At 69.9% G+C, this 23,394-nt stretch carries 27 protein-coding genes and 2 pseudogenes; 22 read left to right on the top strand and 7 right to left on the bottom strand.

What is annotated here, in order from left to right; genetic code table 11:
* The first annotated feature begins 77 nt into the window (after positions 1-77).
* The 15 genes from IE326_RS20140 (at position 78) to IE326_RS20070 (ending at position 10,069) form a co-directional block, all read left to right on the top strand.
* Positions 78-617, top strand: a complete 540-nt coding sequence (locus IE326_RS20140) for a hypothetical protein (RefSeq protein WP_190042488.1) — start codon at positions 78-80, stop codon at positions 615-617.
* A 314-nt stretch (positions 618-931) separates the two neighbouring features.
* Positions 932-1,516, top strand: coding sequence for a class I SAM-dependent methyltransferase (locus IE326_RS20135; RefSeq protein ID WP_190042487.1), 585 nt, complete (start codon positions 932-934; stop codon positions 1,514-1,516).
* 131 nt (positions 1,517-1,647) lie between these two features.
* A complete protein-coding gene (locus IE326_RS20130; protein WP_190042486.1) occupies positions 1,648-1,845 on the top strand; it encodes a DUF5999 family protein in 198 nt (65 codons plus the stop codon).
* Positions 1,835-2,359, top strand: a complete 525-nt coding sequence (locus IE326_RS20125) for a GntR family transcriptional regulator (protein ID WP_190042485.1) — start codon at positions 1,835-1,837, stop codon at positions 2,357-2,359. The genes IE326_RS20130 and IE326_RS20125 overlap by 11 nt, the downstream gene beginning before the upstream one ends.
* Positions 2,360-2,483: 124 nt before the next feature.
* The gene (locus IE326_RS20120) at positions 2,484-3,035 is read left to right on the top strand and encodes a DUF6082 family protein (RefSeq protein WP_190042484.1); all 552 of its coding nucleotides are present in this window, start codon (positions 2,484-2,486) and stop codon (positions 3,033-3,035) included.
* The gene (locus tag IE326_RS20115) at positions 3,028-3,240 is read left to right on the top strand and encodes a helix-turn-helix domain-containing protein (RefSeq protein WP_190042483.1); all 213 of its coding nucleotides are present in this window, start codon (positions 3,028-3,030) and stop codon (positions 3,238-3,240) included. The genes IE326_RS20120 and IE326_RS20115 overlap by 8 nt, the downstream gene beginning before the upstream one ends.
* Positions 3,241-3,315: 75 nt before the next feature.
* Complete coding sequence (locus IE326_RS20110) at positions 3,316-4,335, top strand: thymidylate synthase (RefSeq protein WP_190042482.1); 1,020 nt, start codon at positions 3,316-3,318, stop codon at positions 4,333-4,335.
* Positions 4,332-5,372, top strand: coding sequence for a nucleoside-diphosphate kinase (locus tag IE326_RS20105; RefSeq protein WP_190042481.1), 1,041 nt, complete (start codon positions 4,332-4,334; stop codon positions 5,370-5,372). The genes IE326_RS20110 and IE326_RS20105 overlap by 4 nt, the downstream gene beginning before the upstream one ends.
* 13 nt (positions 5,373-5,385) lie before the next feature.
* The gene (locus IE326_RS20100; RefSeq protein WP_190042480.1) at positions 5,386-6,561 is read left to right on the top strand and encodes a radical SAM protein; all 1,176 of its coding nucleotides are present in this window, start codon (positions 5,386-5,388) and stop codon (positions 6,559-6,561) included.
* The gene (locus IE326_RS20095) at positions 6,558-7,160 is read left to right on the top strand and encodes a 3'-5' exonuclease (protein ID WP_190042479.1); all 603 of its coding nucleotides are present in this window, start codon (positions 6,558-6,560) and stop codon (positions 7,158-7,160) included. The genes IE326_RS20100 and IE326_RS20095 overlap by 4 nt, the downstream gene beginning before the upstream one ends.
* On the top strand, positions 7,157-7,747 hold the full coding sequence (locus IE326_RS20090) for an AAA family ATPase (protein ID WP_229915522.1): 591 nt from the start codon (positions 7,157-7,159) through the stop codon (positions 7,745-7,747). The genes IE326_RS20095 and IE326_RS20090 overlap by 4 nt, the downstream gene beginning before the upstream one ends.
* A 2-nt stretch (positions 7,748-7,749) precedes the next feature.
* A complete protein-coding gene (locus IE326_RS20085; protein ID WP_190042477.1) occupies positions 7,750-8,517 on the top strand; it encodes an aldo/keto reductase in 768 nt (255 codons plus the stop codon).
* A complete protein-coding gene (locus tag IE326_RS20080; protein ID WP_190042476.1) occupies positions 8,514-9,032 on the top strand; it encodes a hypothetical protein in 519 nt (172 codons plus the stop codon). The genes IE326_RS20085 and IE326_RS20080 overlap by 4 nt, the downstream gene beginning before the upstream one ends.
* Complete coding sequence (locus tag IE326_RS20075) at positions 9,029-9,319, top strand: hypothetical protein (protein ID WP_190042475.1); 291 nt, start codon at positions 9,029-9,031, stop codon at positions 9,317-9,319. The genes IE326_RS20080 and IE326_RS20075 overlap by 4 nt, the downstream gene beginning before the upstream one ends.
* Positions 9,320-9,433: 114 nt before the next feature.
* Entirely contained in the window at positions 9,434-10,069 is a 636-nt protein-coding gene (locus IE326_RS20070; protein WP_190042474.1) for a helix-turn-helix transcriptional regulator, read from the top strand.
* Between the two features lie 834 nt (positions 10,070-10,903).
* Here IE326_RS20070 and IE326_RS40775 read toward each other — a convergent pair.
* Positions 10,904-11,569, bottom strand: coding sequence for a hypothetical protein (locus tag IE326_RS40775; protein ID WP_229915521.1), 666 nt, complete (start codon positions 11,567-11,569; stop codon positions 10,904-10,906).
* A 618-nt stretch (positions 11,570-12,187) separates the two neighbouring features.
* Between IE326_RS40775 and IE326_RS20060 the strand changes: the two genes are divergently transcribed.
* From IE326_RS20060 to IE326_RS20050, 3 genes are all read left to right on the top strand, one after another.
* On the top strand, positions 12,188-12,928 hold the full coding sequence (locus IE326_RS20060; RefSeq protein WP_190042473.1) for a hypothetical protein: 741 nt from the start codon (positions 12,188-12,190) through the stop codon (positions 12,926-12,928).
* Between the two features lie 283 nt (positions 12,929-13,211).
* A complete protein-coding gene (locus IE326_RS20055; RefSeq protein ID WP_229915520.1) occupies positions 13,212-14,183 on the top strand; it encodes a protein NO VEIN domain-containing protein in 972 nt (323 codons plus the stop codon).
* A gap of 58 nt (positions 14,184-14,241) precedes the next feature.
* A complete protein-coding gene (locus IE326_RS20050) occupies positions 14,242-15,534 on the top strand; it encodes an IS256 family transposase (RefSeq protein WP_229915230.1) in 1,293 nt (430 codons plus the stop codon).
* A 15-nt stretch (positions 15,535-15,549) separates the two neighbouring features.
* Here IE326_RS20050 and IE326_RS20045 read toward each other — a convergent pair whose 3' ends face one another.
* The 3 genes from IE326_RS20045 to IE326_RS20035 form a co-directional block, all read right to left on the bottom strand.
* Positions 15,550-16,524, bottom strand: a complete 975-nt coding sequence (locus IE326_RS20045; protein WP_190042471.1) for an IS481 family transposase — start codon at positions 16,522-16,524, stop codon at positions 15,550-15,552.
* 23 nt (positions 16,525-16,547) lie between these two features.
* Positions 16,548-16,775, bottom strand: a complete 228-nt coding sequence (locus IE326_RS20040; RefSeq protein WP_190042470.1) for a hypothetical protein — start codon at positions 16,773-16,775, stop codon at positions 16,548-16,550.
* Between the two features lie 72 nt (positions 16,776-16,847).
* Positions 16,848-17,300, bottom strand: coding sequence for a hypothetical protein (locus IE326_RS20035; RefSeq protein ID WP_190042469.1), 453 nt, complete (start codon positions 17,298-17,300; stop codon positions 16,848-16,850).
* A 200-nt stretch (positions 17,301-17,500) separates the two neighbouring features.
* Between IE326_RS20035 and IE326_RS20030 the strand changes: the two are divergent.
* Positions 17,501-18,323 (top strand): annotated as a pseudogene (locus IE326_RS20030) (transposase); the annotation flags it as partial.
* 61 nt (positions 18,324-18,384) lie between these two features.
* Here IE326_RS20030 and IE326_RS20025 read toward each other — a convergent pair.
* Together IE326_RS20025 and IE326_RS20020 are read right to left on the bottom strand one after the other, a co-directional pair.
* A complete protein-coding gene (locus tag IE326_RS20025; RefSeq protein WP_190042468.1) occupies positions 18,385-19,131 on the bottom strand; it encodes a hypothetical protein in 747 nt (248 codons plus the stop codon).
* A 35-nt stretch (positions 19,132-19,166) separates the two neighbouring features.
* Positions 19,167-19,562 (bottom strand): annotated as a pseudogene (locus IE326_RS20020) (IS5 family transposase); the annotation flags it as partial.
* Positions 19,563-19,994: 432 nt separating this feature from the next.
* Here IE326_RS20020 and IE326_RS20015 point away from each other — a divergent pair.
* The 3 genes from IE326_RS20015 (at position 19,995) to IE326_RS40765 (ending at position 21,364) form a co-directional block, all read left to right on the top strand.
* Positions 19,995-20,306, top strand: coding sequence for a hypothetical protein (locus tag IE326_RS20015; protein WP_190042467.1), 312 nt, complete (start codon positions 19,995-19,997; stop codon positions 20,304-20,306).
* Complete coding sequence (locus tag IE326_RS40770) at positions 20,303-20,830, top strand: zeta toxin family protein (RefSeq protein WP_229915519.1); 528 nt, start codon at positions 20,303-20,305, stop codon at positions 20,828-20,830. The genes IE326_RS20015 and IE326_RS40770 overlap by 4 nt, the downstream gene beginning before the upstream one ends.
* Before the next feature lie 240 nt (positions 20,831-21,070).
* Complete coding sequence (locus tag IE326_RS40765; protein WP_229915518.1) at positions 21,071-21,364, top strand: hypothetical protein; 294 nt, start codon at positions 21,071-21,073, stop codon at positions 21,362-21,364.
* A 199-nt stretch (positions 21,365-21,563) separates the two neighbouring features.
* On the opposite strand, the gene IE326_RS20005 is transcribed toward IE326_RS40765, so the two are convergent.
* Positions 21,564-23,339, bottom strand: coding sequence for a pentapeptide repeat-containing protein (locus tag IE326_RS20005; RefSeq protein WP_190042466.1), 1,776 nt, complete (start codon positions 23,337-23,339; stop codon positions 21,564-21,566).
* Between the last annotated feature and the right edge of the window lie 55 nt (positions 23,340-23,394).

Raw genomic sequence — 23,394 nt, 5'->3', positions numbered from 1 at the left:
TTACGCGGCGTCGCTCCGGGCGCGCACCCAGAAGTGACGCCGCGTGAACACCTTCCCCGACCTTGCCGAGGCAGACGATGCCGACGAGTCACAGAAGCAACCAGTACCGCCCCGTCCGGCTGCCCCGCGCCTACCCGTATGAGGACTGGATGGACAAGGAGTACGCCGACCGGACCCTGCGGGGAGGTACCGGTCGGCGGTTGCCCGTCGGGCAGCGGCTCTTCCTCCTGCGTCAGAGGCTGAACACCTTCAGCTTCACCCGCGAGCGGACCGTCCGTCCCGAACGGGCGGTCGCCCTCTACGTCCGCACCGTCCGGGGCGAGGACGTCACCCCCATCCTCGACAGCCTCCAGCGCGAGGCCGGCAGGCGGAACTGGCGCGTCGCCCGGATCTTCCACGACCAGGCGGAGCTGGAACCCGGCGCCCACCCCGTGCCGGAGCACTGGCCGGGGTGGAGAGCGGTGCGTGACCTGATCCGGAGAGGCCAACTCGACGGCGTCCTCGTCCCCGACCGCACCCACATCAGCACCAACCTGGCTGCCTACACCGCGGAGCTGAAGGAGATCGCCAGACTCCAGGGGTTCACCGAACTCCTGGTCCGCGAGGCCGACCCCTGAAGGAGGCCGCTGCACTGGCTCGACGCCCGCGGGGTCGGCTGGCGGCAGATCGCCGCCCAGATCCTCCTCGTGCTCGTCGTCGGCACCCTGGTCCCCCTCCTCCTGCTCAGCAACAGCCCCTGAGAGGACACCATGAACCCCCTCGCCACCCGCGTACCCGGCCAGGCCCTCGCAGCGGGCACACCCCGCCTGCCGGCGCCGTTGCAGGTGGACCTGTTTGTCCCGAAGCCCAGCCCCGTCCACGGCAGGCTCGCCCGCCCCCGCAGACCCCCGTCCCTCCCGGCTGGCACCGAGCAGCAGCAGGAGGCCACGGCATGAAAGCACCCGCCCCGGGCCGCCCCCAGGACCTCTGGGAGCGCATGCGTTCGCTCACTGACACGGGGTACATCCCGATCTCGGACGAAGAGGTCCGCCTCTTCCAGAGCCACTCCGGAGCCGCGCCGGGCCAGACCGCTGTGGACATCGGCACAGGCACCGGGGAGTGGGCGTGCGAGATCGCCCGCCTGGGGCTGGCCGTCGCCGGCTACGACAGCGACGGCGCCGTGATCGAGTGGGCCCGGGAGGTTCACACGGAGCACACCGCCCGCCTCCACTTCGCCCGGCACGACTTCACCGCCGGCGCGATCCCGGCCAGTCTCCGCCCCGGGAGCGCCGACATCGTGTCCTGCCGACACTCCCTCCACCTCATGGACGTCCCGCGCCTGATGACCGACATCCGCCGGTGGCTGCGCCCGGACGGCGTCCTCCACGTGACCACGTCCGTCTCGGACGTCCGCGCGGCCGGCTTCCCCGACGCCCAAGTCCGCGCCCTCGCCCAGGGATGGCGCGAGCACCACCAGTACACCGTCGACCCCCATCAGCAGGTCATCGCCGTCGTCCTGCGTGGGCCCGGCGGCTGATCTGCCCCGCCTTCCCGACCATCCGCGGCGCCGTGCCGCGCCCCGATCTCCTGGTACATCGGCATGGGATTGACGCGCCGCCTCCCGGGTGCCGGTCCGGCGTACGAGGACCCTCCTGGAGGAACCCCGTCGTGTGTAGCCACGTCCCCCGCTGTCCCGCCGCCGACTCCAGCGACCGTGAGGCGGCCCTGCCGGTGGCCCCCCACCCGGAGCAGGGCTGGAGCCTGCTGTGCAACGGCGTCCTGCTCTTCGAGGACACCGGCGAGCTGCTGCCGGACGGGACGATCGTCCCGCCGCACCGGCCCGAGGAGGCCCTTCGTGCCGCCTGAGACTCTGCCCATCGAGTTCTTACGGGCGGCGGCCGAGCACCAGGCCCCTGAAGCCCAGCTGCACGCGCTCCACCTCGCTATGGTCCGCGCGCACGTGACGGCGCTTCCCGCCGGGACGAAGCTGCCGACGCTGGCGGATCTCTCGGCGGTCCTCGGCATCACCGAGACGTCCCTCACGTCCGCTCTGAGGCGGCTGGACCTCGAAGGCGAGATCGCCTACAGCTACCGGGGCCACCGCTACCGCCTGGGCCCTGGAGAGCAGCACCCGTTCGACGTCGCCCTCGACCGGGCCGTCCGCGACGGCATCCGGGAGGGCAAACACCGGCCGGGCGACGCGCTGCCCACCGGCATCCTCGCCCAACGGCACGGCCTCGACGTCGAGGCGGTCCCCCGGGCGCTGCACGGAGTCATCCGGGACGGCCTTGTGACCGACCGAGACGGCCCTGCCGGCCGCGCCTTCTACGTCCGCGACCCGCAGGAAGCCGTCCTGGACCAGGTCCGCACCACCCTCTAGACCGCCGCGGCCTGCCGAAGAGCAGTCGCGTGCCGCCCGCCCGCGACCGATGCCACGGCACCGTCCCGCGCTCTCTCCCCGTACCAGCTCCACCCCAGCAACCCGACCCACGGAAGGCCGAATCATGAAGCTCAGCCACGCCATCGCCTTCGCCGCCGGAGCGACCGTCTTCGCCTCTCTGAGTGCCGAGCGCCGGCACCAGGAGCGCCAGGACCTCGCCGACAAGCACCACAGGGAGGCGATCCAGCACGCCACCGAGCGGCACGGCGCGGAAGCCGCGCTTTCCAGGCTCCAGCACCAGCAGCGGCTCCAGCTCGGTATCGCGGCTCTGCACCAGCGGCTGCTCGCCGACATCGCGACCGACCCCCAGCACCAGGAGATCTGGGCCAAGGACGACAGGTCTGCCGAGCAGATGGCCGAGTACGTACGGGTCAACCGGCAGATCAGTCTCACCCAGACCTTCTACGAGCTGGGGCTGTGCGACCTGGACGAGCTGGGCGTGCGGGCCCGCGCCCTCATGGAGCGTCCGGCCGTCCGCCCCTTCTGGACCGTCACCCGGGCCTTCCGCTCCCAGGAGTCCCAGAGCCCGGAGAGCCGCGAGTTCATGGAGGTCCTCGACTACGCCCACGTCACGATCTCCGCCCAGACCTCCGAGAAGACGCCCGCGGATGCCTGACCGGGGCAGCCGGAGGAAGCCCCGCAAAGACCCCCTGCCCAAGGGGCCCGAACGGACACGGGTCGCCGCCGAGCTGCGCGAACTGTACGAGAAGGGCATCACGATCCGCGGCATCGCCGCAGTGACGGACTGGTCGTACAGCACCGTCCACCGGCTCCTCACCGAGGCCGGAACGAAGTTCCGCCCGGCCAGGAGAAAACGCTGACTGCCCCTGCCCTGGCCGCATCACGCCCATGTCGGTACCGGCCGTAGCCACGGCCCTGCACAGACTTGGAGACACATGCTCACCCCACCCACCTATCAGTCGGTCGAAGGCGCCTACCTCGACCTCCTGAGGCTGGCCTCGCAGTCCCCCGAGCACCACATCGACGCCCGCGGGAACGCGGCCCGCGAAGTCCTCGGGGTCACCTTCCGGCTGCCCGACCCCCGCCAGCGACTCCCCTACCTCGCCGAGCGCAAGGCCAACCCGGTCTTCCAGTTCGCCGAAGCCCTCTGGTACCTCGCCGGCCGCCGCGACCTGGAGATGATCGGCTACTACGCCCCCTCCATGCGGTCCAGCTCCGCCGACGGCGTCCACCTCGGCGGCTCCGCCTACGGCCACACCCTCTTCACCCCAGCCGCGGGTGACACCCTGTCCTCCTTCGACCGGGTCCTCGACCTGCTGCGCACCGAGAGCGACAGCAAGCGCGGCTACCTCCCCGTGTTCTCGCCCGACGAGCACGCCATCCCCGACAACATCGACATGGCGTGCCTGGCCGGCCTGCACCTCCTCGTCCGCAGCGGCCGTCTGCACATGGTCTGCCACATGCGGGCCAACGACCTCGACTGCGGCCTGCTCTCCGACGTCTTCTCCTTCACGATGATCCAGGAGTACGCGGCCATCCAGCTCGGCCTGGAACTCGGCAGCTACACCCACACCATCGGCTCCGCACACGTCAACGAGGCGAACATGGAGCGGGTCAAGCGGGTCCTGGACGAGGCGCAGCAGCGCCCCACCGCGCCCGACTTCGACTTCCCGGTCATGCCGCACAGCACGAGCCCGGACACCATCACCGAGCTCCTGGTGCACGAAGAGCTGCTGCGGACCAACACCCGGGACTACAGAGCCGCCGAGATTGCCCACCTCGGCTTCCCCGCCTACTGGCAGCAGGTCCTGCTCCTGTTCGAGGCGTACCGGCAGATCCAGTACGGCGAGCCGGAAGCCGTCACCCGCGACGTGCTCGACGCCCTCCACCCGGGCCTGCGCTGGCTCCTCGCCCACCGCTGGGCCGCCTGTAGGAAGGCGGTGACCGCGCTGTGAGCCGGAAGCCCCCGAGTGGTGCCGTGGTCGGCGAGGACATCGACTTCACCCGGCTCGCCGTCATCCTGTGCAAGCCCGACGCGGTCGAGCGCAACCTCGTGGACGGCGTTCTGGAGCGGATCGCCGCCGCCGGGGTCTCCGTGAGCGCCCGCACCGACGTCGTCGCCGAGCCCTGGCAGGTCCACGTGGCCTACCGGGACACCCTCACCGACCCCGGACGCGCGCCCGCCGACCGGCCCGCTTACCTCGAAGCGGCGTTCGTCGGCCGGCCGGTCGTCGTCGCGCTCGCCCATGGCGGCCCGGACATCCACGCGCGGCTGCGGCGGCTCATCGGCCACACCGACCCCGCCCAGGCGGTCACCGGCACCATCCGCGGCGACCTCGGCAGCGACAGCATCGCGGCGGCGACCGCCGAGCGGCGACTTGTCCGCAACCTGGTTCACACCTCGGACGACCCGGCCGCCGCCCGCCGCGACCTCGCGACCTGGTTCGGCGCCGGGCGCCCGGCGCCGGTCTGCGACTTCGAGAACATCTCGGTGGTGCTGTGCAAGCCCGACGCGGTCGAGCGTGGCCTTGCCGACGACGTCCTGGAGCGGATCGCCGCCGCCGGTGCCACGGTCACCAACCGGCAGCAGGTCACGGTCCAGCAGTGGCAGATCAACGTGCACTACTGGGACCTGCTCGTGGACGCCGACTGGTTCCCCGGCCGGGACATCCCCGCGTGCCTGGAGGCGGAGTACGCCGGCCGCCAGGTCGTCGTCGCGCTCGCCCACGGTGCCCCCGGTATTCACTCCCGGCTGCGTGACCTCCTGGGCCACTTCGACCCGCCGCACGCCGCCCCCGGCACCATCCGCGGCGACCTCGGCACCGACAGCCTGACGGCCGCGTCCGCCGAGAAGCGGCTCGTGCGCAACCTGGTCCACACCTCGGACGACCCGGACTCCGCCCGCCGTGACTTCGGCACCTGGTACGGCGCCCGCCGCAGCGGGCTCCTCGCCCCGCTCCTTCCCGCCCAGATAGCGCCCGCTGACGCCTGACCCTGGAGACGCTATGAGCACTTCCGCCCCCGGCCGCCGCGCGCTGCCGATCCTGCCCGCCGAGGCGATCAGCACCATGAAGCCCGAGCTCGCAGACGTCATCGAGTACCGCAAATCCGGCCTGTCGGCGAACTGGATCGTCGGCTGCCCGCTGGAGTGCGGGTACTGCGTCCGCCACCTCTTCGACAACTTCGCCATGAAGGTGCCGCGCCGCCTGATGAGCGACGAGGACGCCGTCGCCCGCCTGGTCGGCCACCCCTACTTCCGCGAGCACCGGACCCCGATCCAGCTCCTGAACCGGGCCACCGACCCGATGCTGCCCGTCGTGAAACCGCACCTGTTCAACGTGCTGCGGCAGCTCGACGGCCGGGGCCTGACCAACCACGTCCTGGTCATCACCCGCTGGCGCGTCACCCCCGAGGACTGCGCCGTCCTCAACTCCTTCACCAACCTGCGCCTGACCGTCCTGGTGACGCACTCGAACATCTCCAACCCGAAGATCGAGCCGGTCGACTCCGCCATCGCCGCACAGAGCCTGCGGACCCTCTACGAGCACGCCGAGCGGTACCGCACCGTCCTGTACTGGCGTCCCATCGTGCCCGGCCTGAACGACTCCGACGCCGACATCGCTCGGGCCCGTGAGCTGTCCCGGCATGCGCACGCGACCGTCTTCACCGGCCTGTTCTTCCGCAACGAGATCGCCTCCTACTACGAGGCGCACGGCCTGCCGATGCCCTACGACGAGACGGCCCGGCGCAAGATCATGCCGGCGGAGGCCGAACAGCGGATTCTCGGCGCCTTCGAGGGCGACGGCTCGTGGGGCGCCCTGTTCCGCAAGACGTCCTGCGGCGTCGCCTACGCCCACGGGGAGGCGGACTACAACGGCCACTACGGGATCCGGGAGTTGTGCGACATCTGCCCGCCCGAGCAGATCGCCCGCTGCGCCGGCGCCTGGACCATGCCGGACCCGCAGGCGGTGACGCGTGAGGCCCGCGGGCTCGGCGCGGTCGGTGAGGTCGAGGTCAACGAGCGTGCCATCGTCGTGGAGGGACTGGACGAGCCGCCGCGCTACTACCTCCAGCACGGCTTCGGCTACCAGTGCCACGACCGCACGAAGCCCCACCACCACCGCCAGCACGGCCGGGCCCCCATCGGCTGGGAGGCGGAGAACGGACCGACACCGGCATGAACTTCTCTTCCTGGCCCGCGCTCCTCGTCGTCGACGTCGAGGGCAATGGCACCAACCCGCCCGACCTGGTCGAGGTCGCTGCCCTGCCCGTCCGCGACGGCCACCTGGACAAGAGCACCGCCGGCTGGTGGCTGAGCAAGCCCCACCGCCCGGTGACGCCGTTCGCGGCCCGGGTGCACGGCCTGACCAACCAGGTCCTCGAAGGGAAGCCGGGCTGGGAGGAGATCGCCGACGAGATCCACGCGTTCCTCGGCACCGCGTGGATCGCCGCCCACAACGCGCACGTCGACTACCGCGCACTCGCCGCACACCTGCCGAAGTGGCGGCCGGCCGGAGTCATCGACACCCTCCGGCTGGCCAAGGTCACCTACCCGGGCCTGCGCAAGTACTCGCTCGACGCCCTGATCGAGCACGCCCGGCCCGACCTGAGCGAGGCCCCCGGCCAGCGCCACCGGGCCACGTTCGACGCCTTCGCCACGGCGCAGCTCCTCCTCGCCATGGCCACCCACTACGACACCTGGGGCCAGCTCATCGCCGCGGCCGTACCGCCCGGCCTGCCGGGCGCCCCCGAACCCGAACAGGAGCCCACCCTGTGGTGACCACCACCCCCTTCCGCATCGGCGTCCTGGGCACGCACTCCACCGGCAAGACCACCCTCGTCCAGCGCATCGAGATGGAGCTGCGAGGCCAGGGCGTCACTGTCGGCCGCACCGGCGGCTTCGGCCGGCGGGCCGCCGAGATCGGCCTGCCGAAGATGCAGCGGCACACCGAGACGTCCACCGAGTGGATCATCGCCACGGCCATCGCGAACGAGATCGAGATCGGCATCAGCGCAGAGGTCGTCCTGGCCGACCGCGCGGTCCACGACGCCCTCGCGTACTACATGGCCGCCCTGGAGTACCGCGGCGAGCCGGTCAACTCCGACGCGGTCGAGCGACTCCGGATCCTCGTCGCCACCCAGACCCCGAAGTACGACCTGTGCATCGCCACCCGCCTCGACCCCGAGATGCCCGTCGCCACCGAGCACTTCTACGACCCCCGCTACCGGGCGCTCGTGGACGAGCACGTCCACCGCCTGCTGGCGGAGGATCACGTGGACCATCTGGTGGTAGGCAGCAGCGCCGACGAGCAGCGCCTCGTCGTCCAGACCGCCGTCGAGGCGGCCCTCAAGGCGGTCGGAGCGTGACCATGACCCCGCCTGCGGGCTCCATCGACATCGCCGGCAAGACCGTCTCCCGCCTCGGCTTCGGCACCATGCGCCTCACCGGCCCCGGCACCTGGGGTGACCCCGCCGACCGCGGCCGCGCCCTCCGAGTCCTCCACAAGGCTGTGCACACCCACGGCATCAGCCACATCGACACCGCCGACGCCTACGGCCCCCACACCGTCGAGCACCTGATCAAGGACGCCCTCCACCCCTACCCCGACCAGCTGCTCCTCGCGACCAAGGTCGGCATGGTCCGGCCGGCACCCAACGAATGGGTGCCGCTCGGGCACCCGGCCTACCTGCGCGCCGGAGTCGAAGCGAGCCTCCGCCGTCTCGGCCTTGAGCGTCTGGAGCTGTGCTACCTGCACCGCATCGACCCCCACGTCCCCATCGCCGACCAGATCGGCACGCTCGCCGCGCTCCAGAGCGAAGGCAAGATCGGGCACATCGGCCTGTCCAAGGTGACCGTCGATGACTTCCAGCTCGCCAGGAAGCACGCCCCGATCGCCGCCGTGCAGAACGTGCTCAACGCCGCCGAGCCGGACGACCCCATGGTCATCGTGTGCCGGGACCAGAACATCCCGTACGTCCCGTACCGGCCGCTCAACGCCGGAAAGCTCGCTGCGGGCAGGGGCGCGAGGGCCGCTCTGTCCTGGCTCCTCACGCTCGGCCCCCACGTCGCCCCGGTCCCCGGCACCAGCAGCCCGGAGCACCTGGCCGAGCTCGTGGCCCTCACGAAGAGCCGGTGACAGCCGTGCTGCCCGAATCGCCCCCGGCCCCTGTCCGGCAGCGGGTTCCCTACGAGAACTGGCGGCCCCCCGTCGTCGGCGTCGGCGTGCTGGTGCCTGTCGGCGCCGACCGTCTCGTCCTCGTACGGACCTGCGGCCTCCTGTCCATCCCCACCGGCGCGGTCGAGGACGCCCAAGACGTAGAAGATGCAGCCCGAGCGGTCCTCACCGGCCTACCCAGCGGCCTGCCGATCCAGCGCCAGGCAGCTGTGCAGTACGTCCAGACGCGGCGCCGTCAGGTCATCACGCACACGGTGGTCACCCGGCCGCTTCTGGCCGAGGAAGCGGCTCGCCTCGTCTACCGCGATCGGCGGGCCGAGGTCTGCGTCCTGCCGACGACCGCCGCAGCAGCAGCCCTTACCGAGCGAGGACGGGCCCGCGTGCTCCTGAGCCTGCAAGCCCTCGCGATCGGCGCCACAGCATTCGTCCACGACAACCAGGTCCGCCTCACGCCTGAAAGGACAGCCCAACGGTGACCGCGAAGGCAGGACAGCGGTGGTACAGCCTCGGCATGCTGATCGGCGGCCACGCCCCGATCGGGAACGATGCGCGGTACTACCAGCGAAGCCCCCAAGCCTCCTCCGAACAGCGAGACGAGGCATGGGCCGTCATGGAAGAAGCCGGTCTCACCCCCACCTCGCGATACCCGGAATCCTGGACCAAGCCCTGGCAGAGCGAGTGCATCACGTGCGGCCTCCCCCGGATCTTCACCGTCCAGCAGGTCTACGACGGGCGCAGCTGTTCGCACAGGCCCCCCGCCTGACCCTTCGGGCAGCCGCCACCCGCCATCCTCCGGCGAGTACGCCCTCACCGCACTGGGGCCCGCCACTACGGCGGGCCCCAGTCCTTTGCCGCCCCTCCACCGAAGAAGCCCCTCATGACCACGAAACGCATCGCCGTCGCCGTGCACACGCGAGACCCGATCACGCAGGCCGGGGTGACCAGCCAGCTACGTCCCCGCCCCGAGATCGCCCTGACGGAATGGAGCGAGACTGCCGACCCTGCGCCCGAGGTCGTCGTGCTCGTGGTCGACGCGGTCGACGAGGACGTGCTGCGGCTGCTGCGGCACATCACCCGCACCGGCACGGCCCGCCCCGTCCTCGTCGCCGCCGTGATCGAGCAGAAGTCCATCGTGGACCTGGCGGAGTGCGGGGCCGCGGGGGTGATCCGGCGTGCGGAGGCGACCCCCGAGCACCTGGTGCACGTCATCGGCACAGTCGCGAAGGGCAACGGGCACCTCCCCTCCGACCTGGTCGGGCGCCTCCTGGAGGAGGTCGGCCGGCTCCAGGGGCAGGTCCTCGCCCCGCGCGGACTGCACCTGACCGGCCTCGGAGCACGCAAGGTGGACGTGCTGCGCCTGGTCGCGGAGGGCTACGACACGGCGGACATCGCCGCGAAGCTCTCGTACTCCGAACGCACCATCAAGAACGTGCTGCACGCCGTCATCACCCGGCTGCAACTGCGCAACCGGTCGCGCGCGGTGGCCTACGCGATGCGACAGGGGCTGATCTGACAGACGCCCACCACCCGTCACGCCACGTCAGGGCGGGGACCGAACGCCCGGCGGCACCGCGGGTGGGAGATCGGCCACCGGGCGGCGTCCTCCACCGTCCTCACCGAACCGGCCGCCACGTCCGGGTCGTTGTGCCGCGTCCACCCACACCCGACGCCGTCGAACACCTCGACGTGACTCACGCCGGCCTCCCGAGTCCGATTCAGCGTTCACGCGTTGCTGGGTCCATCCCCGCGAGCGCGGGGAGCAGCCCCCGCGCCGACGGTTGGGGCGTCGGCCCAGGACCATCCCCGCGTGGACGGGGAGCAGGTTCTGCCCTTGAACATGGCGGGGCCGGACTTGGGGCCATCTCCACGGGGGCGGGGAGCAGTCGAGAACTAGGATCCGGTCGGCCACGGCGACGGGTCCATCCCCGCGGGCGCGGGGAGCAGCCTGTGACCGGCTCGTCGGTGAAGCCGTCGGAGCCGGAGATGTGACGTTGACGGCCTCGGCCTGGCGGTCACGGACTGCTGGAGCGCGCCCGGACGGTCGCCCTGCCAACACGACTGGCTAATGGACATCAGCAGGTCTGTGGTGCGGCCTGTCGGCGGTCGCCCGGGCGGCCGGTCAGGGGTGATCGGAAGCGGAGCCCGTCCGCGCCCCTTTCGCACGTGCCACGGACGGGCCGCCTGCTCCACCTCCCCTGTCACCGTGGGAGGCACGGTTCCCAGGGCCGCCCGGGAAGTCACCGCCGTGGTGAAGCCTGCTGCGTTCAGCCGTGGGCGTGTCGGCAAGGCATGCGTCGCCAACGGGCCGGGAGAGGCCCAGTAACCGGCTCTGCCGTCAACGGCGGGGTCACCAGTCGACGTGGTCGGTAATCCAGCGGTTCAAGGCGTCGGTGTCGTGTGCCGGCGGCAGGTCCGGTGCGCAGGCCAGCGCTGTGAGGGACAACTGAAGGTGGGTGAGGTAGCCGTAGGGGCCGTTGTCGGCGTGGGGTCCGAGGACAAGGGCATGGGAGGGGGTGCGCCAGATCCGGTGGGTCATGGCGGGACCGGTCACGACGGCAGCGTCCGACACGATCGTGCGTTCCGGGGTGGAGCCCAGGCACACGGTCACGGCCTGAGCGGCGCGCGTCAGGACGCCCTCGCAGTCCTCCACCGTGGCCGGTCGTTTCCCGGTCCAGCCCGGCTGCTTCTGCCAGTCGTCCAAGAGGGGGAACAGCCACGGACCATTGGCCATCTCGTCGTCGTCCTTGTCGACGGGGTAGACCTCGCCGAAGACCAGAAAGTGGCGTGTGCCAGGGAACCCGAAGGGCACGTGACGCTCGCTGAACAGTACGTGGCCGTGATCAGTGAGCAGGGATTCACAGACAAGGTCGTCCGCCCAGCTCCATCCCCGCCGCTCCACCACTTCCTCGACGGCTTCCTCAGGGACCTGTGGTTCGGATGGGTAGCCGATGAAGTCAGCGACCGCTAAGACTGTCAGCGGTTTGTGGGCCAGGGCATGAACGTGAGCAGACACCCCCACAGACTAGACACCTGCTCGGCAGGCTTCCTGCGGCCTGGGGAGTTCGTTGCCGGTGTCGGTGAACCCACGCACTCGGACGGGGAGACGCCAGCAGAACGGCGTGTAGGGCGGCCCGGTGGTACTGCCCCCGGAGCGCTGGGCACCGGGCTTTGCAAGCGCACGCCATATCGGCGCGGGCTGTGACCGACCCTATCCGGGCGAGGCGGGCGCCTGCGACGAGTAGCCAAATGCAGTTGCCGCTTTGTGCCGCACGGGATCTCTGGGCAGCTTGGGGGCCCGTTCCCTTCTGGCGGCGGCCGGGACAGTCTTGGTCGCTGTGCCCTCCCCCGGCTACTTCACTGCGCCTGCTCCGTGAGGCGCCGGCCGAGGCAGCCGAAGACCGGCCACACGGCACGCGTGGCCGGTCCGGCCGACGAGCCAGAGGGCGCCCCGGGCGGGACGTACGGCTGGCCCTATTGGACCAGCGGACTCCACTCCTCGTCCGCGAATCGCGGACGATCTTGTGCAAGGCCGTTGGCGTGCAGGGTCGACGCCGTTCCTCGGCTCGACGGCGATCATCAACCCGCGTCCGCGATTCGCGGACGCATGGATCCTGCTGTCATGCTGCGCCGCATGGCAGCGATCGATCCTGAGGCCCGTGAGCAGCTCCGGCAGCATGCGGAGGGCCTCCTGCGGGCGAAGTACGGCGAGGGGCGGACCCTGTTGGACCCGGTCCGGGTGATGCATGCCGTCCGCACGGCCGCCGAGGAGCAGGTGGAGGTGCCCGCCGGGGATGTCCTCGCGGCGCTCACCCTCCTTGACGAAGCTCGGGCGGCCCTCGACACCCTGGAGCGCGGCCTGACCCGGGCCGCCCGCGCCCGTTCGGCGTCCTGGCAGGAGATCGCCGACCATCTCGGCCTGACCAGCCGTTCCAGCGCCAAGTCCCGCTATGTGCGGCTGCAGCGCGACGCCGCGTCCTATCGCGGCGACCGCTATCCCGAACTCCAGCGCGCCGACCGCGCCCGTGACCGGGCCGCAGACGAATGGGCCCGCGAAAACGAGCGGCGGCTTCGCGGAGCCGTCGCGGACCTCACCGCTTTCAACGACACCTGGCCCTCGCTCACCACCCTCGCCAGTGCCAAGACGCTGCTCTCCTGGACCGCCCGGCTCGACGGCCCAGCCCTCGCCGCCAAGCTGCACCGTCTGCACCCGGCCCTGTCCGGCGACATCCCCGCCGGAGCGGCGGTATCCCCTCCTCACACCGCCGCCCAGATCCGCAACGGTGCTCTCGCGCTTCTGAACGAACTCGCCTCCGTCCGTAACGCCGTGAGCACCAAGGCACTGTCCCCCGATAGTCAACTTGCCGCGGAATGAACGGGGAGGCGAACCGTGCTGCTGCACGTGCCGCTGTCCGTCCGGACCCCACCCGTCCGCGATTCGCGGACATGGTTCGGCGGCCCGGACTGGCTCTCGTACAGGGGCCCTTACCTGCGCGCGCCGCTTGTCTCCGGACCATGGGGTTGTGGAACAAGGGTCGACCGCCGTGTGGGCGATGCCCGACCCAGGACAGGCCGGCGGTCCAACCACCACCCTAGAGCAGGCTGTCAAAATAAAAAACTACCCAGCTTTCGATAAGACTGCGTCTATGATGGGCTGCATGGGTATGAAGAGTTCGACGTTCGTCATGGTCCACGTCGGCCAGAGCACCGAGTCGCAGCGCAACCTCGTCCACGGCATCGAGACCCTCACCTGGGGATTCCCCGAGAAGAAGCCCGAGTACGAGCACGTCACCCCCCAGTTCGCCGTCCTCGCCACCGGCGCCTCCCCGCGAGTCCAGCTCCCCGTCTGGCTCCAGGACACCGCCACCCTCTACCTCTTCCAGGTCCGCGGCGGCTTCTACGAAGGCACCTCCTGGCACTGGCCCGACGAGGAAGCCGAACAGCGCCTGAAGTACCCCCAGCGCTTCGGCATCGAGCCCCTCGCCAAGCTCGACCACGTCCCCCTGGGCCCCACAGGCCCGCTCACCGAGGCCGGCAGCGACGCGATCCGCCGCTCGGGCACCGACCGCGGCATGGGCAAGATCGTCCAGATGCCCGCCCAGCGCCTCCTCGACCTCGCCGGCATCCCCTTCGCGACCGACCAGCCCGACGACGTCCCCCTGGACCGCTCCCCGGGCTTCACCGCCGAGCAGGTCGAGAGCAAGAACAAGCCCCAGCGCCGGCGCCGCGGAGCCGGCTACATCTCCGACCCCAAGAAGCGCAAGAGGATCGAGGAGTACGCCGAAGACCTCGCGATCGCGCACTACGAAGCCCAGGGCTGGACGGTCGAAAAGCTCGGCAAGCCCTACGACCTGCACTGCACCCGCGGCACCGAGGAACGCCACGTCGAGGTCAAGGGCACCACCGGCGCCGCCACCAGCGTCGAACTGACCATCAACGAAGTCCTCCACGCCCGGAACAAGGACAACACCGTCGACCTCTACGTCGTCAGCGACATCAAGATCGACACCACCACCGACGACTACCTCCCCAGCGGCGGGACACTCACCCACTACACCGACTGGGAACCAGCCGAAGAAGACCTCCGCCCCCGCAAATACGAGTACCGCCTCCCCCGCCCGACGGTCTAGGTGTATTGACGGGACTGTAAATCGTTCGGTGTAACTCCCGATCATGGAGGATGCACCGATGACCAGTGAGAACGTGGCCGAGACCGAGATCAGCGAGGCAGACGGGCCTCAGCCGGCGAAGGCGGTGGACGACCGGCTGATCGACGAGCTGGTGTCCCGGGCCCAGGCCGAGGGAGTGCAGCTGACCGGCGAGGGCGGGCTGCTGCAGCAGCTGACGAAGCGGCTGCTGGAGTCCGCCCTGGAGGGTGAGATCACCGACCATCTCGGCTATGACAAGCACGATCCGGCCGGGAAGAACGGCGGCAACTCCCGCAACGGCACCCGGTCGAAGACCGTGCTGACCGATGTCGGGCCGGTGGAGATATCCGTGCCCCGTGACCGGGACGGCTCGTTCGAGCCGAAGATCGTCAAGAAGCGGCAGAAGCGCCTGACCGGGGTGGACGAGATGGTCATCTCGCTGTCTGCGAAGGGCCTGACCACCGGTGAGGTGCAGGCCCATCTCGCCGAGGTCTATGGCGCCGATGTCTCGCGCCAGACGATCTCCACGATCACCGACAAGGTCCTCGACGGGATGGCCGAGTGGCAGAACCGGCCCCTCGACCCGGTCTATCCGGTGGTGTTCATCGACGCGATCCACGTGAAGATCCGCGACGGAGCCGTCGCCAACCGGCCGATCTATGTGGCTCTGGCCGTCACTGGGGAGGGCCGGCGCGAGATTCTGGGCTTGTGGGCCGGGGACGGCGGTGAGGGCGCCAAGCACTGGATGCACATCCTGACCGAGATCAAGAACCGCGGCGTGAACGACGTCCTCATGCTTGTCTGCGACGGGCTGAAGGGCCTGCCCGACGCGGTCGAGACCGTCTGGCCGAGGACGGTCGTGCAGACCTGCGTGGTCCACCTGCTGCGGAACTCCTTCCGCTATGCAGCCCGCCAGGACTGGGACAAGATCGCCAAACTCCTCAAGCCCGTCTACACCGCCGCGACCGAGGAGGCCGCGCTCGAACGGTTCGCCGAGTTCGCCGACACGTGGGGAAGGAAGTATCCGGCGATCGTCCGGCTCTGGGAGAACGCGTGGGAGGAGTTCACGCCGTTCCTCCGCTTCGACACCGAGATCCGCCGCATCGTCTGCACCACGAACGCGATCGAGTCGGTGAACGCCAGGATCCGGCGGGCGGTCAAGGCCCGCGGACACTTCCCCAACGAGACCGCCGCCCTGAAATGCATCTACATGGCGATCATGTCGCTCGACCCGACCGGCAGGGGGCAGACCCGCTGGACCCTGCGCTGGAAGACCGCTCTGAACGCCTTCGACATCACCTTCGACGGCCGGCTCTCCGCAGTCCGACAGTAACCCCAACCACCCTCGTTACACCGTTCGATTGACAGACCCGTATTGACCCGCAGGGTTGTTGACGCGGCTGATGGGCGGGTGTCCGTCCAGTGCGGTGTGGCAGCGGTGGTGGTTGTAGGTCTGGAGGAAGTCTGTCAGGACCGCTGTGCGCTCGTCATTCGAGGTGTAGGGCCGGATGTAGGCCCATTCGTCGAGCAGGGTGCGGTTGAAGCGTTCGACCTTGCCGTTGGTCTGTGGCCGATAGGCAGGGGTGAGTTTGCCGGTCGCGCCGAGGCCGGCCAGGACGTTTTTCCAGGCCAGGCCCTTGCGGTAGGCCCAGGCGTCGTCGGTCAAGACCCGTTCGATGCGGGTGATGCCCTGGGCCTGGAAGAACGCGGCCGCGCGGGCCAGGAAGCCCGCGCAGGTCGCGACCTTCTCGTCTGGGTGGATCTCGCTGTAGGCCAGCCGGCTGTGATCGTCGACGGCGGAGTGCACATAGTCGAAACCCACGCTGCTGCGGGTGACCCGGTCGGCCTGGCGGCCCAGGACTTTGTGACCGCCGCCGTCGGGGATCCGGCCGAGCTTCTTCACGTCGACATGGATCAGCTCGCCGGGCCGGTCTCGTTGGTAGCGGCAGATCACCGTGCCGGTCGGGCGATCGATGAAGACCAGGCGGTTGAGCCGGTGACGGGTCAGGATCCGGTGGACGGTCGAGGCGGGCAGGCCCAGGATCGGGCCGATCCGGGCCGGACCGAGTTTGCGGGTTTGCCGCAGCTCGCAGACGCGGGCTTCGACCGCGGCCGCGGTCCGGTGCGGCGTCGTACGTGGCCGGCTCGACCGGTCGTGCAGGCCCGCGTCACCCTCGGCCCGCCACCGGCGGATCCACTTGTGAGCCGTGGCCCGGGAGATGCCCATTTCCGCGGCCACATGGGCGACCGGACGGCCTGAGCAGACACGTTCGACCAGCAGTCTCCTACCGAAGACAGTGAGCCGGGCATTACGGTGGGACACGAAGACCTCCGTGCGGTGAGTTCCTAGACAGCTCCCACCACACCGGAGGTCTTCGCCATGATCAAGAACAGACCAGTGTCAACAACGCTCGTGATCAATACAGCTAGGCCGAGCTTCTCGGCGTGGACGGTGATGGTGTAGCTGCTGCGGTCCAGGAGGCGGGCGATCTGGTCCCGCCCGAAGCCCTGGCCGTGGAGGTCCCGAAGCTGCTGCTCGTCGTCTTCTTCGAACGGGCGGGGTGTCCTGGCCATGGTCACCTGCGGGAATGCGAAGGCCCGTCCGAGGAGCCGGGCGGACGGGCCAGCCTGCATGGAGAGTTCGGGTCAGAAGTCGGGACAGAGGTGCGTATGCACGGCCTTGTTGATCGCCTTGCCGGTGGCGGCGTTGGCGATATCGGGGAGGCGGGTGTCGACGGTGAACCGTTCCAGCGCGGTCTTCGCGAGCTTGGCTTCGTCCTGGGTGGTCTTGATGCTGCCGCACTGGTTGATGCCGCGGCTCACGGCCTGGTCCTCTTTGCCGGGCTTGATGATCCGTCGGTCGATCGCGTTCAGCGCGTCGAGGTACGCCTTGCGGGCGTCAGCGGTGGGGTCCTGAGGGAGGTCGGCGGCGGCGCGGATGCTGGCCTGGGCATCGGGGGAGAGCGTGGCCGGCTTCTCGGTGGCGGCCTCGGCGCCCTGCTTGTCCGAGGGCGTCGAGGGCGGGTTGTCAGCAGTGCCGCATGCGGTGAGGGCGAGTGCAAGGGCGGCGGTGGCTATGAGCGTGGTCGTGGTACGCATCGGGCCAGCCTGCCGGATGTGGCGGCGGTGTGCAGGGTGTTCACCGTGTCGTGATGTCTGCTCCGCTGTTTCTGGATACGCCGGACTGCCGCCCATGATGCGACACGCCTCCCGGGTTTGCAGCTAGGGCCTGTGTGATGTCGTGATCATCTGCCTGATTCTGTGCTCTTCGTGGGGTGGAACCCGGTAGGACTGTGGTCGTGACGCGTAGGCAACTCACCCATGCTCAGTGGAAGTTCATCGATCCGTATCTGCCGATCGGTAGGTACGGCCCGTATCCGGAGCGTTTGCGGGAACAGTTCGAGGGGGTGATCTGGCGGTTCCGCTCCAGCGGTCAGTGGCGGGAGATGCCTGCCGAGTTCGGCCCATGGGCCACCGTCTACGGACGTTTCCGCGTCTGGCGGGACGCCGGTGTGTTCACCGCCCTGCTGGAAGGCCTGATCGCTCAGGCAGCCCGCGCGGAGCAAACAGACTTGTCGCTGGTCAGCGTGGACTCCACTACGGTCCGTGCCCACCACGACGCCACAGGGCTCCGCGTCAGCAAACACCTCATGTCGGCCCTGGAGGAAGCCGCGCAGGAGCAGGAGACAGCCCGGCAAAAAGGGGCGGCAGTCAGGAACAGAACGGACAGGCCGATCGCCGGCGCATCCGGCGCCGACGCAAGCTCCGCCTAAAGCAAGCCCTGCTCGGCCTGTCCCGGGGCGGCCTCACCAGCAAGATTCATCTCGCGGCGGACCGCAGATGCCGTCCGCTCGCGTTCGTCCTGACCCCCGGGCAGGCCGCGGACAGTCCGCAGTTCATCCCCGTGCTCGAGAAGGTGCGAGTCCGTCTCCCGGTCGGCCGTCCCCGCACCAGACCCGGCGCAGTTGCCGGCGACAATGCCTACTCATCGCGCGGAAACCGCAGTTACTGCGAAAACGCAACATCAAAGCAGTCATCCCGGAGAAGAAAGACCAGGCCGCACACCGTAAGAAGAAGGGCTCACGAGGCGGCCGGCCCATCAGTCACGACGCCGGCCTCTATAACTGATCGTTTCAGAATGACCAGGTTGCTGAGCGGAGCTGAGTGTAGCTCTGTGAATCGGTTATGAGGGGCTGAGTGCTGCGGCCCAGACATCGCCGCCACTGGCCCAGGTCCACAACCATTGCCGCAGTGATCTGGTTGCGTGGCGCAGGCCGTCATGGGGGCCCTCGCCCCAGCTTGGCACCCAGCCGTCTGCGTCATAGAGCAGCACAGGGTTGCCGGCTGCGAGCAATGACAGATGCCACTGCATCGTGCAGCCGCCCGACGCCAGGTACAGCCATGAGCCGGGCAGCCCTGCCGCACGGTCGCGTTCGTGCCGGGTGATCGAACAGGGCCAGTCGATCAGGTCCCCCGGAGCACGCCGACCGTCGGTAAGCGAGGCCAGACCGCCGTCAGGCCCGAAGCCGCCGTCGCCGACCTCGGTGTAGATCCTCCGAAGGAGTGCCGGCAGCGGACGCCCGATGATCTCCTCGGCGGCTTCGACTTCAGGTGGCGTGACCGGCGGAAACAACGGTCCGCGCGGAGCGCCAGCGAAGTAGACCGCCACCTCCTCGGCTTGCGACTTGAGCACGATCATCCCGTTGCTGCTGGAGCCGACAGTCTGGCTCCGAATGCGATTCAAATGCTCCGGGCCGAAGTGCTCCTCGATCCACGAGCGTGGGACCGGTGCCGTGTCGAACCGTCGGCCCGGGTCCCACGCGCGAGTACACAGCATGTCGATCAGCGCGTCGTCGCCCTCGGCAGCACCGGGTTCGCCAGGGGGTTCTTGACGGGACGACTCGGAGTCGCCGTGCGCAGGGGACGTCATGCGCCGGGATCCTACTGCTGGCGGCGGAGAGCCTTTCAAAGGCGTCGCAAACAGATGATCGTGCAGGCCAATTCCAGCAATCCCTGGTGGAGGTCGGCGCGTCGTTCGTAGCGGGTGCGGAGTCGTTTGAACTGGTGCAGCCAGGCGAAGGTGCGCTCGACCACCCAGCGCACCTTGCCCAGTCCGGAGCCGTGGGCGACGCCGCGTGGGGCGATGAGGGGTTTGATGCCGCGTTTCCACAGCAGGCGGCGGTACTTGTCGAAGTCGTAGCCCCGGTCGGCGTACAGCCGCCGAGGCTTGCGGCGGGGGCGTCCGCGAAGTCCCCGGATCGGAGGGACGGCGTCCAGCAGCGGCAGGAGCTGGGTGACGTCGTGCCGGTTGCCGCCGGTGAGCGTTACCGCAAGCGGAGTTCCGTGCCGATCGACGATCAGACATCCGATGCGGTTAAGGAGTCAAGCCGCAGTCGCGAGGGAAGGTTCGGGTCGAGGCGCACGCCACCCGGTCCGCCGTCGGAAGGCCGAAGGTCACCGTCTCCATCCTCATGCCCGCCCTGCCCTAGCTGGAGCACAGGGCCGACGCTGGCACGGAGGACTACCCGCGGCCGGTCTCCGGGTGAGCGCGGCCGCCGGCGCGCCGCGCTTGGACCGGGCGGGGCCGTACGCGTAGACGGTGCACGGATCTACGGTGCCCGGCGAGCCACCGCGCCAACCCGGGGCTCCTCCTCACAACGAGGGGGCTCCCGTGCCGCAGCGCCTCAGTGATCCGTAAGAAACTGCCGAGGATCTGTCCGGGCGACACGGGAGAGAACCGTCCCGGCATGGCCCTCGTCCACCACAATGATCAGCGTCTTTGAGGAGGCCTGCATGACCACACCCAGCAACGGAATCTCCATCACGCACGCGTTGGAGCCGCATGACTGGTCCAACGAGGAGACGGCCGCGTACGAGGCCGCGATCGAGGCGGTGAACGGCGCGGTCGGCGCCTACAGCGCCCGCATCGCCGCAGAGGAGGCCAAGCCGCACCCCGACCAGGCGGTCATCAAGGAGGCGCGCGCCGCCCAGACCCGGCTCGCCCGCGAGCGCGAGGAGCTGCGCTCCAGCGACCGGGAGCAGATCGCCAACGCCCGGCAGCACTACGCGCGGCTCGCCCGCGAGGTCCGGGAGGGAACCGCGTGATCGACCCGGTTGAAGTCGAGCGCTACCGGTTATCGGAGGCGGAGAACCAGCGGATCTTCCGCGAGCGGATCGTCCCCGACCTCCTGGAGGGACGCACGCCGCAGGAGACGCCCACCGTGGTCTTCCTCGTCGGCCAGCCCGGCGCCGGCAAGAGCAAGGTGACGGAGATGGTCGCGACCGCCCTCAACCGGCACGGCGGGTTCGCAGACATCGACAGCGACCTCTACAAGCCCTACCACCCGACCTACGACGCGCTGATGGCGCAGGACGACACCCTCATGGCCGCCTACACCCGGGCCGACGGGCGGGCCTGGATGGCCCAGGCCGAGGAGTACGTCCGATCCTACGGGCTCCACGCGATCATCCAGGAGACCTCGCAGAACGCGCAGGCCGTGGAGGACAAGATGCGGGCCTACCGGCAGTCCGGCGCCCGGATCGAGGGCCTGTTCATGGGCGTGCCGAAGGCGCTCAGCGACCAGGGGATCGTCAACCGGTACTTCGAGCAGCTCGCCGACCGGGGGTAGGGACGTCTCACCGTCCAGGCCAACGTCGACGAGTCCTTCGGCGGCACCCTCGACCTGGCCGACCGCGTCGACCGAGGTGCCCTGGTCGACCTGGCGAGCGTCTATCGCCGTGGCGAGAGCAAGCCCCGCTACACCAACAGCCTGGACATCACCGGGCGGTGGGCCGTCCCGCCGGCTCTGCGAGACGCGGTGGAGACCGAACGCACCCGCCCCCTGGCGGCTGCGGAGAGCATGGGGTTCGTGGATACCCAACTGCGGCTGCGCGAGGCCAGCAGCGGGCTCGGCGGGGAGTGGCCGGAACGGATGGCCCGGATCGAGCAGAGCGCGGCCCCGATTCTGCTGCCCGCCGACGCCCAGCGCCTCACCCCGCCGGCGGCCCGGCCGTCCGCGTCGGCCGCGCGGTCCCGCAGCACCACCGTCACCCGGAAGCCGGACCAGGCGAAGCGCGGCCCGGTCCAGGACGCCAGCTCCGGGCAGCAGCCGCACCGACGGCGGCCGGACGGGCCCGAGACCGGGCGCGGACGAAGTCGATAGCTCCGACGCCGGTACCTTCGGCGGTGGGCCCGGCCTGAAAGGCCGGGCCCACCGCTTCCTCCTCGGGCCTCGGGGACGGAGCACGAAGGGCTGTTCCGGACCCTGCGCTCGTTGGTCTAGATACGGCCGCGGGGAGTAAGGGTTCGGTGGACAGCGGGTGGGTGTTCAGTTTGCCGAACAGTTTCTCGGGTCGGGCCGGTCAGCGTTTGATGCGTCCGCGGATGGCGAGGACGGCGAGGGCGAGGAGGGCGGGTTCGAGGATGCGGGAGGTCATCTCGATGTAGGTGCCGGCGGTGGTGAGGTCCTGTCCGCTGGAACGGAACACCACCGAGTTCAGGGTGACGCTCAGGGCCTTGTCAAAGCGTTTGGTGCTGAACCGGTCCTTCACGGGGTTCTTCGGGTCCTGCTTGTCGATGACGAAGGTGACGGTGCCGCCGCCAGCCGGGACGGTGCCGGTGGCCTCCTGCTTCGGAGAGGAGGCGGGCAGGCCGAAGGCCATCAGCAGCAGAATCGTGGTGAGCATGGCAGCGGCGAGCCAGCCCAGGGCACGCGAGGCTCGTAGGCCGTAGCCGGAGAGCACCCAGTATGCCCACAGCAGGCGGCGTTCGGCTGTCGGGGTGCCGGTGCGATCGTGGCGGCGCATCTCGCACTCGCCGTAGTAGAAGTCCGCCGCGCCAGGCTCGTTCTTGCCGTCCTCGAACGCCTTGCGCAGCTGCCGGTACAAGGCGGCGACATCGTCGGGGTCAGGTGTGCGGGCGGGGTCGGGGTGGTGCGGGCCGGTACGCCACCGGCGGGGCTCTGGCGGAGTGCCGGCGGGGACGGGTGGCTGTCCGGCAGTCTGTGCGCGCCAGTGGTGTTCCTCGGCCAGGGTCCGCCGGCGGGTCCAGTGGATCGGGGCTATGCCTCGGCGGTGGAAGCCGGTGGGGGTGGGGGCGAGGATGGTGCGGCCCTCCAGGCGGAGCTGGTCGAGGTGGAAGGCGCCGGAGAACAGGCAGTCGGACAGGTCGGTGTCGGTCAGGACCAGGTGCGCGGCGTCCACACCCTGCACCGAGGTGACCCGCACCCGGTCGGGGCCGGTCAGCAGGCTCTCGTCCACAGGCGCACCACTGCGGTCGGTGAAGGGGGCGGGATGGGCGGTGAGGGCGACAGGGGCTGTCCATACCGCGTAGCCGAGATCCACCTTGGCCCGCCGCACCCGCACCGTGGCCGTCGATTCCCAGCGCGTCCGCACACACGACACCCGGTTCGCAGCGATTTCCAATGTCACCGGTGCCCCGAACACCGCACCCGACAGATCCACCCTCTCGTCACACACCAGAGGCCCCCACTTCCCGGCCGTCAAGAACTGCGCCTCGCGGAACTCAGCGTTGCCGGAGAACTGCGCCCCTTCGAACCGGGCGACGCGGGAGAACTGCGTCCCGCGGAACCAGGCGATGCCGGAGAACTGGGCCTCGTCGAACCGGGCGTCGCCGGAGAACTGCGCCTTGCTGAACCAGGCGACGCCGAAGAACCGGGCCCCGCCGAACCGGGCGACCCCCGAGAACTGTGCCTTGTCGAACCGGGCGCCGCGGGGGAATCGCGCGCTGTCGAACGCTGCGATCCCGGAGAACTGCGCCCCGCCGAACCGGGCGACCCCGGAGAACCGTGCCCAGTCGAACCGGGCGTCGCCGGAGAACTGCGCCCTCTCGAACCGGGCGGTGCCGAAGTGGGGGTGCGGGGTGGAGAGGTCAGTGAGGGCGGCCAAGAGCTGGTCGAGGAGGATTTCAGTGAAGGGGGTGCCGCGGTGGTCGATGTCGGCGCCCGGTGCCAAACCAGTCAGGTACGCGGTGCGGTCGGTGTCGTTCAGGTGGGCAAGGCAGGCGGTGTGCCCTGGGACGTGGATGCCGCGGCAACCGACGGGATCGGTGACCGGGTCGGCGCCATGGGCGCAGTGCGGCCAGGACGGTGCTTCCGTCGGGGGCGGGGGCGTGCTCATGGCGGGACGGCTCCAGACGGGAGAGGCTGCGTACCAGCGGTCGCCGGACGGGTGA

This window comes from Streptomyces filamentosus, assembly GCF_014654895.1.
Classification (GTDB): domain Bacteria; phylum Actinomycetota; class Actinomycetes; order Streptomycetales; family Streptomycetaceae; genus Streptomyces; species Streptomyces filamentosus.
This window is presented reverse-complemented; position numbering and strand designations above follow the sequence as displayed.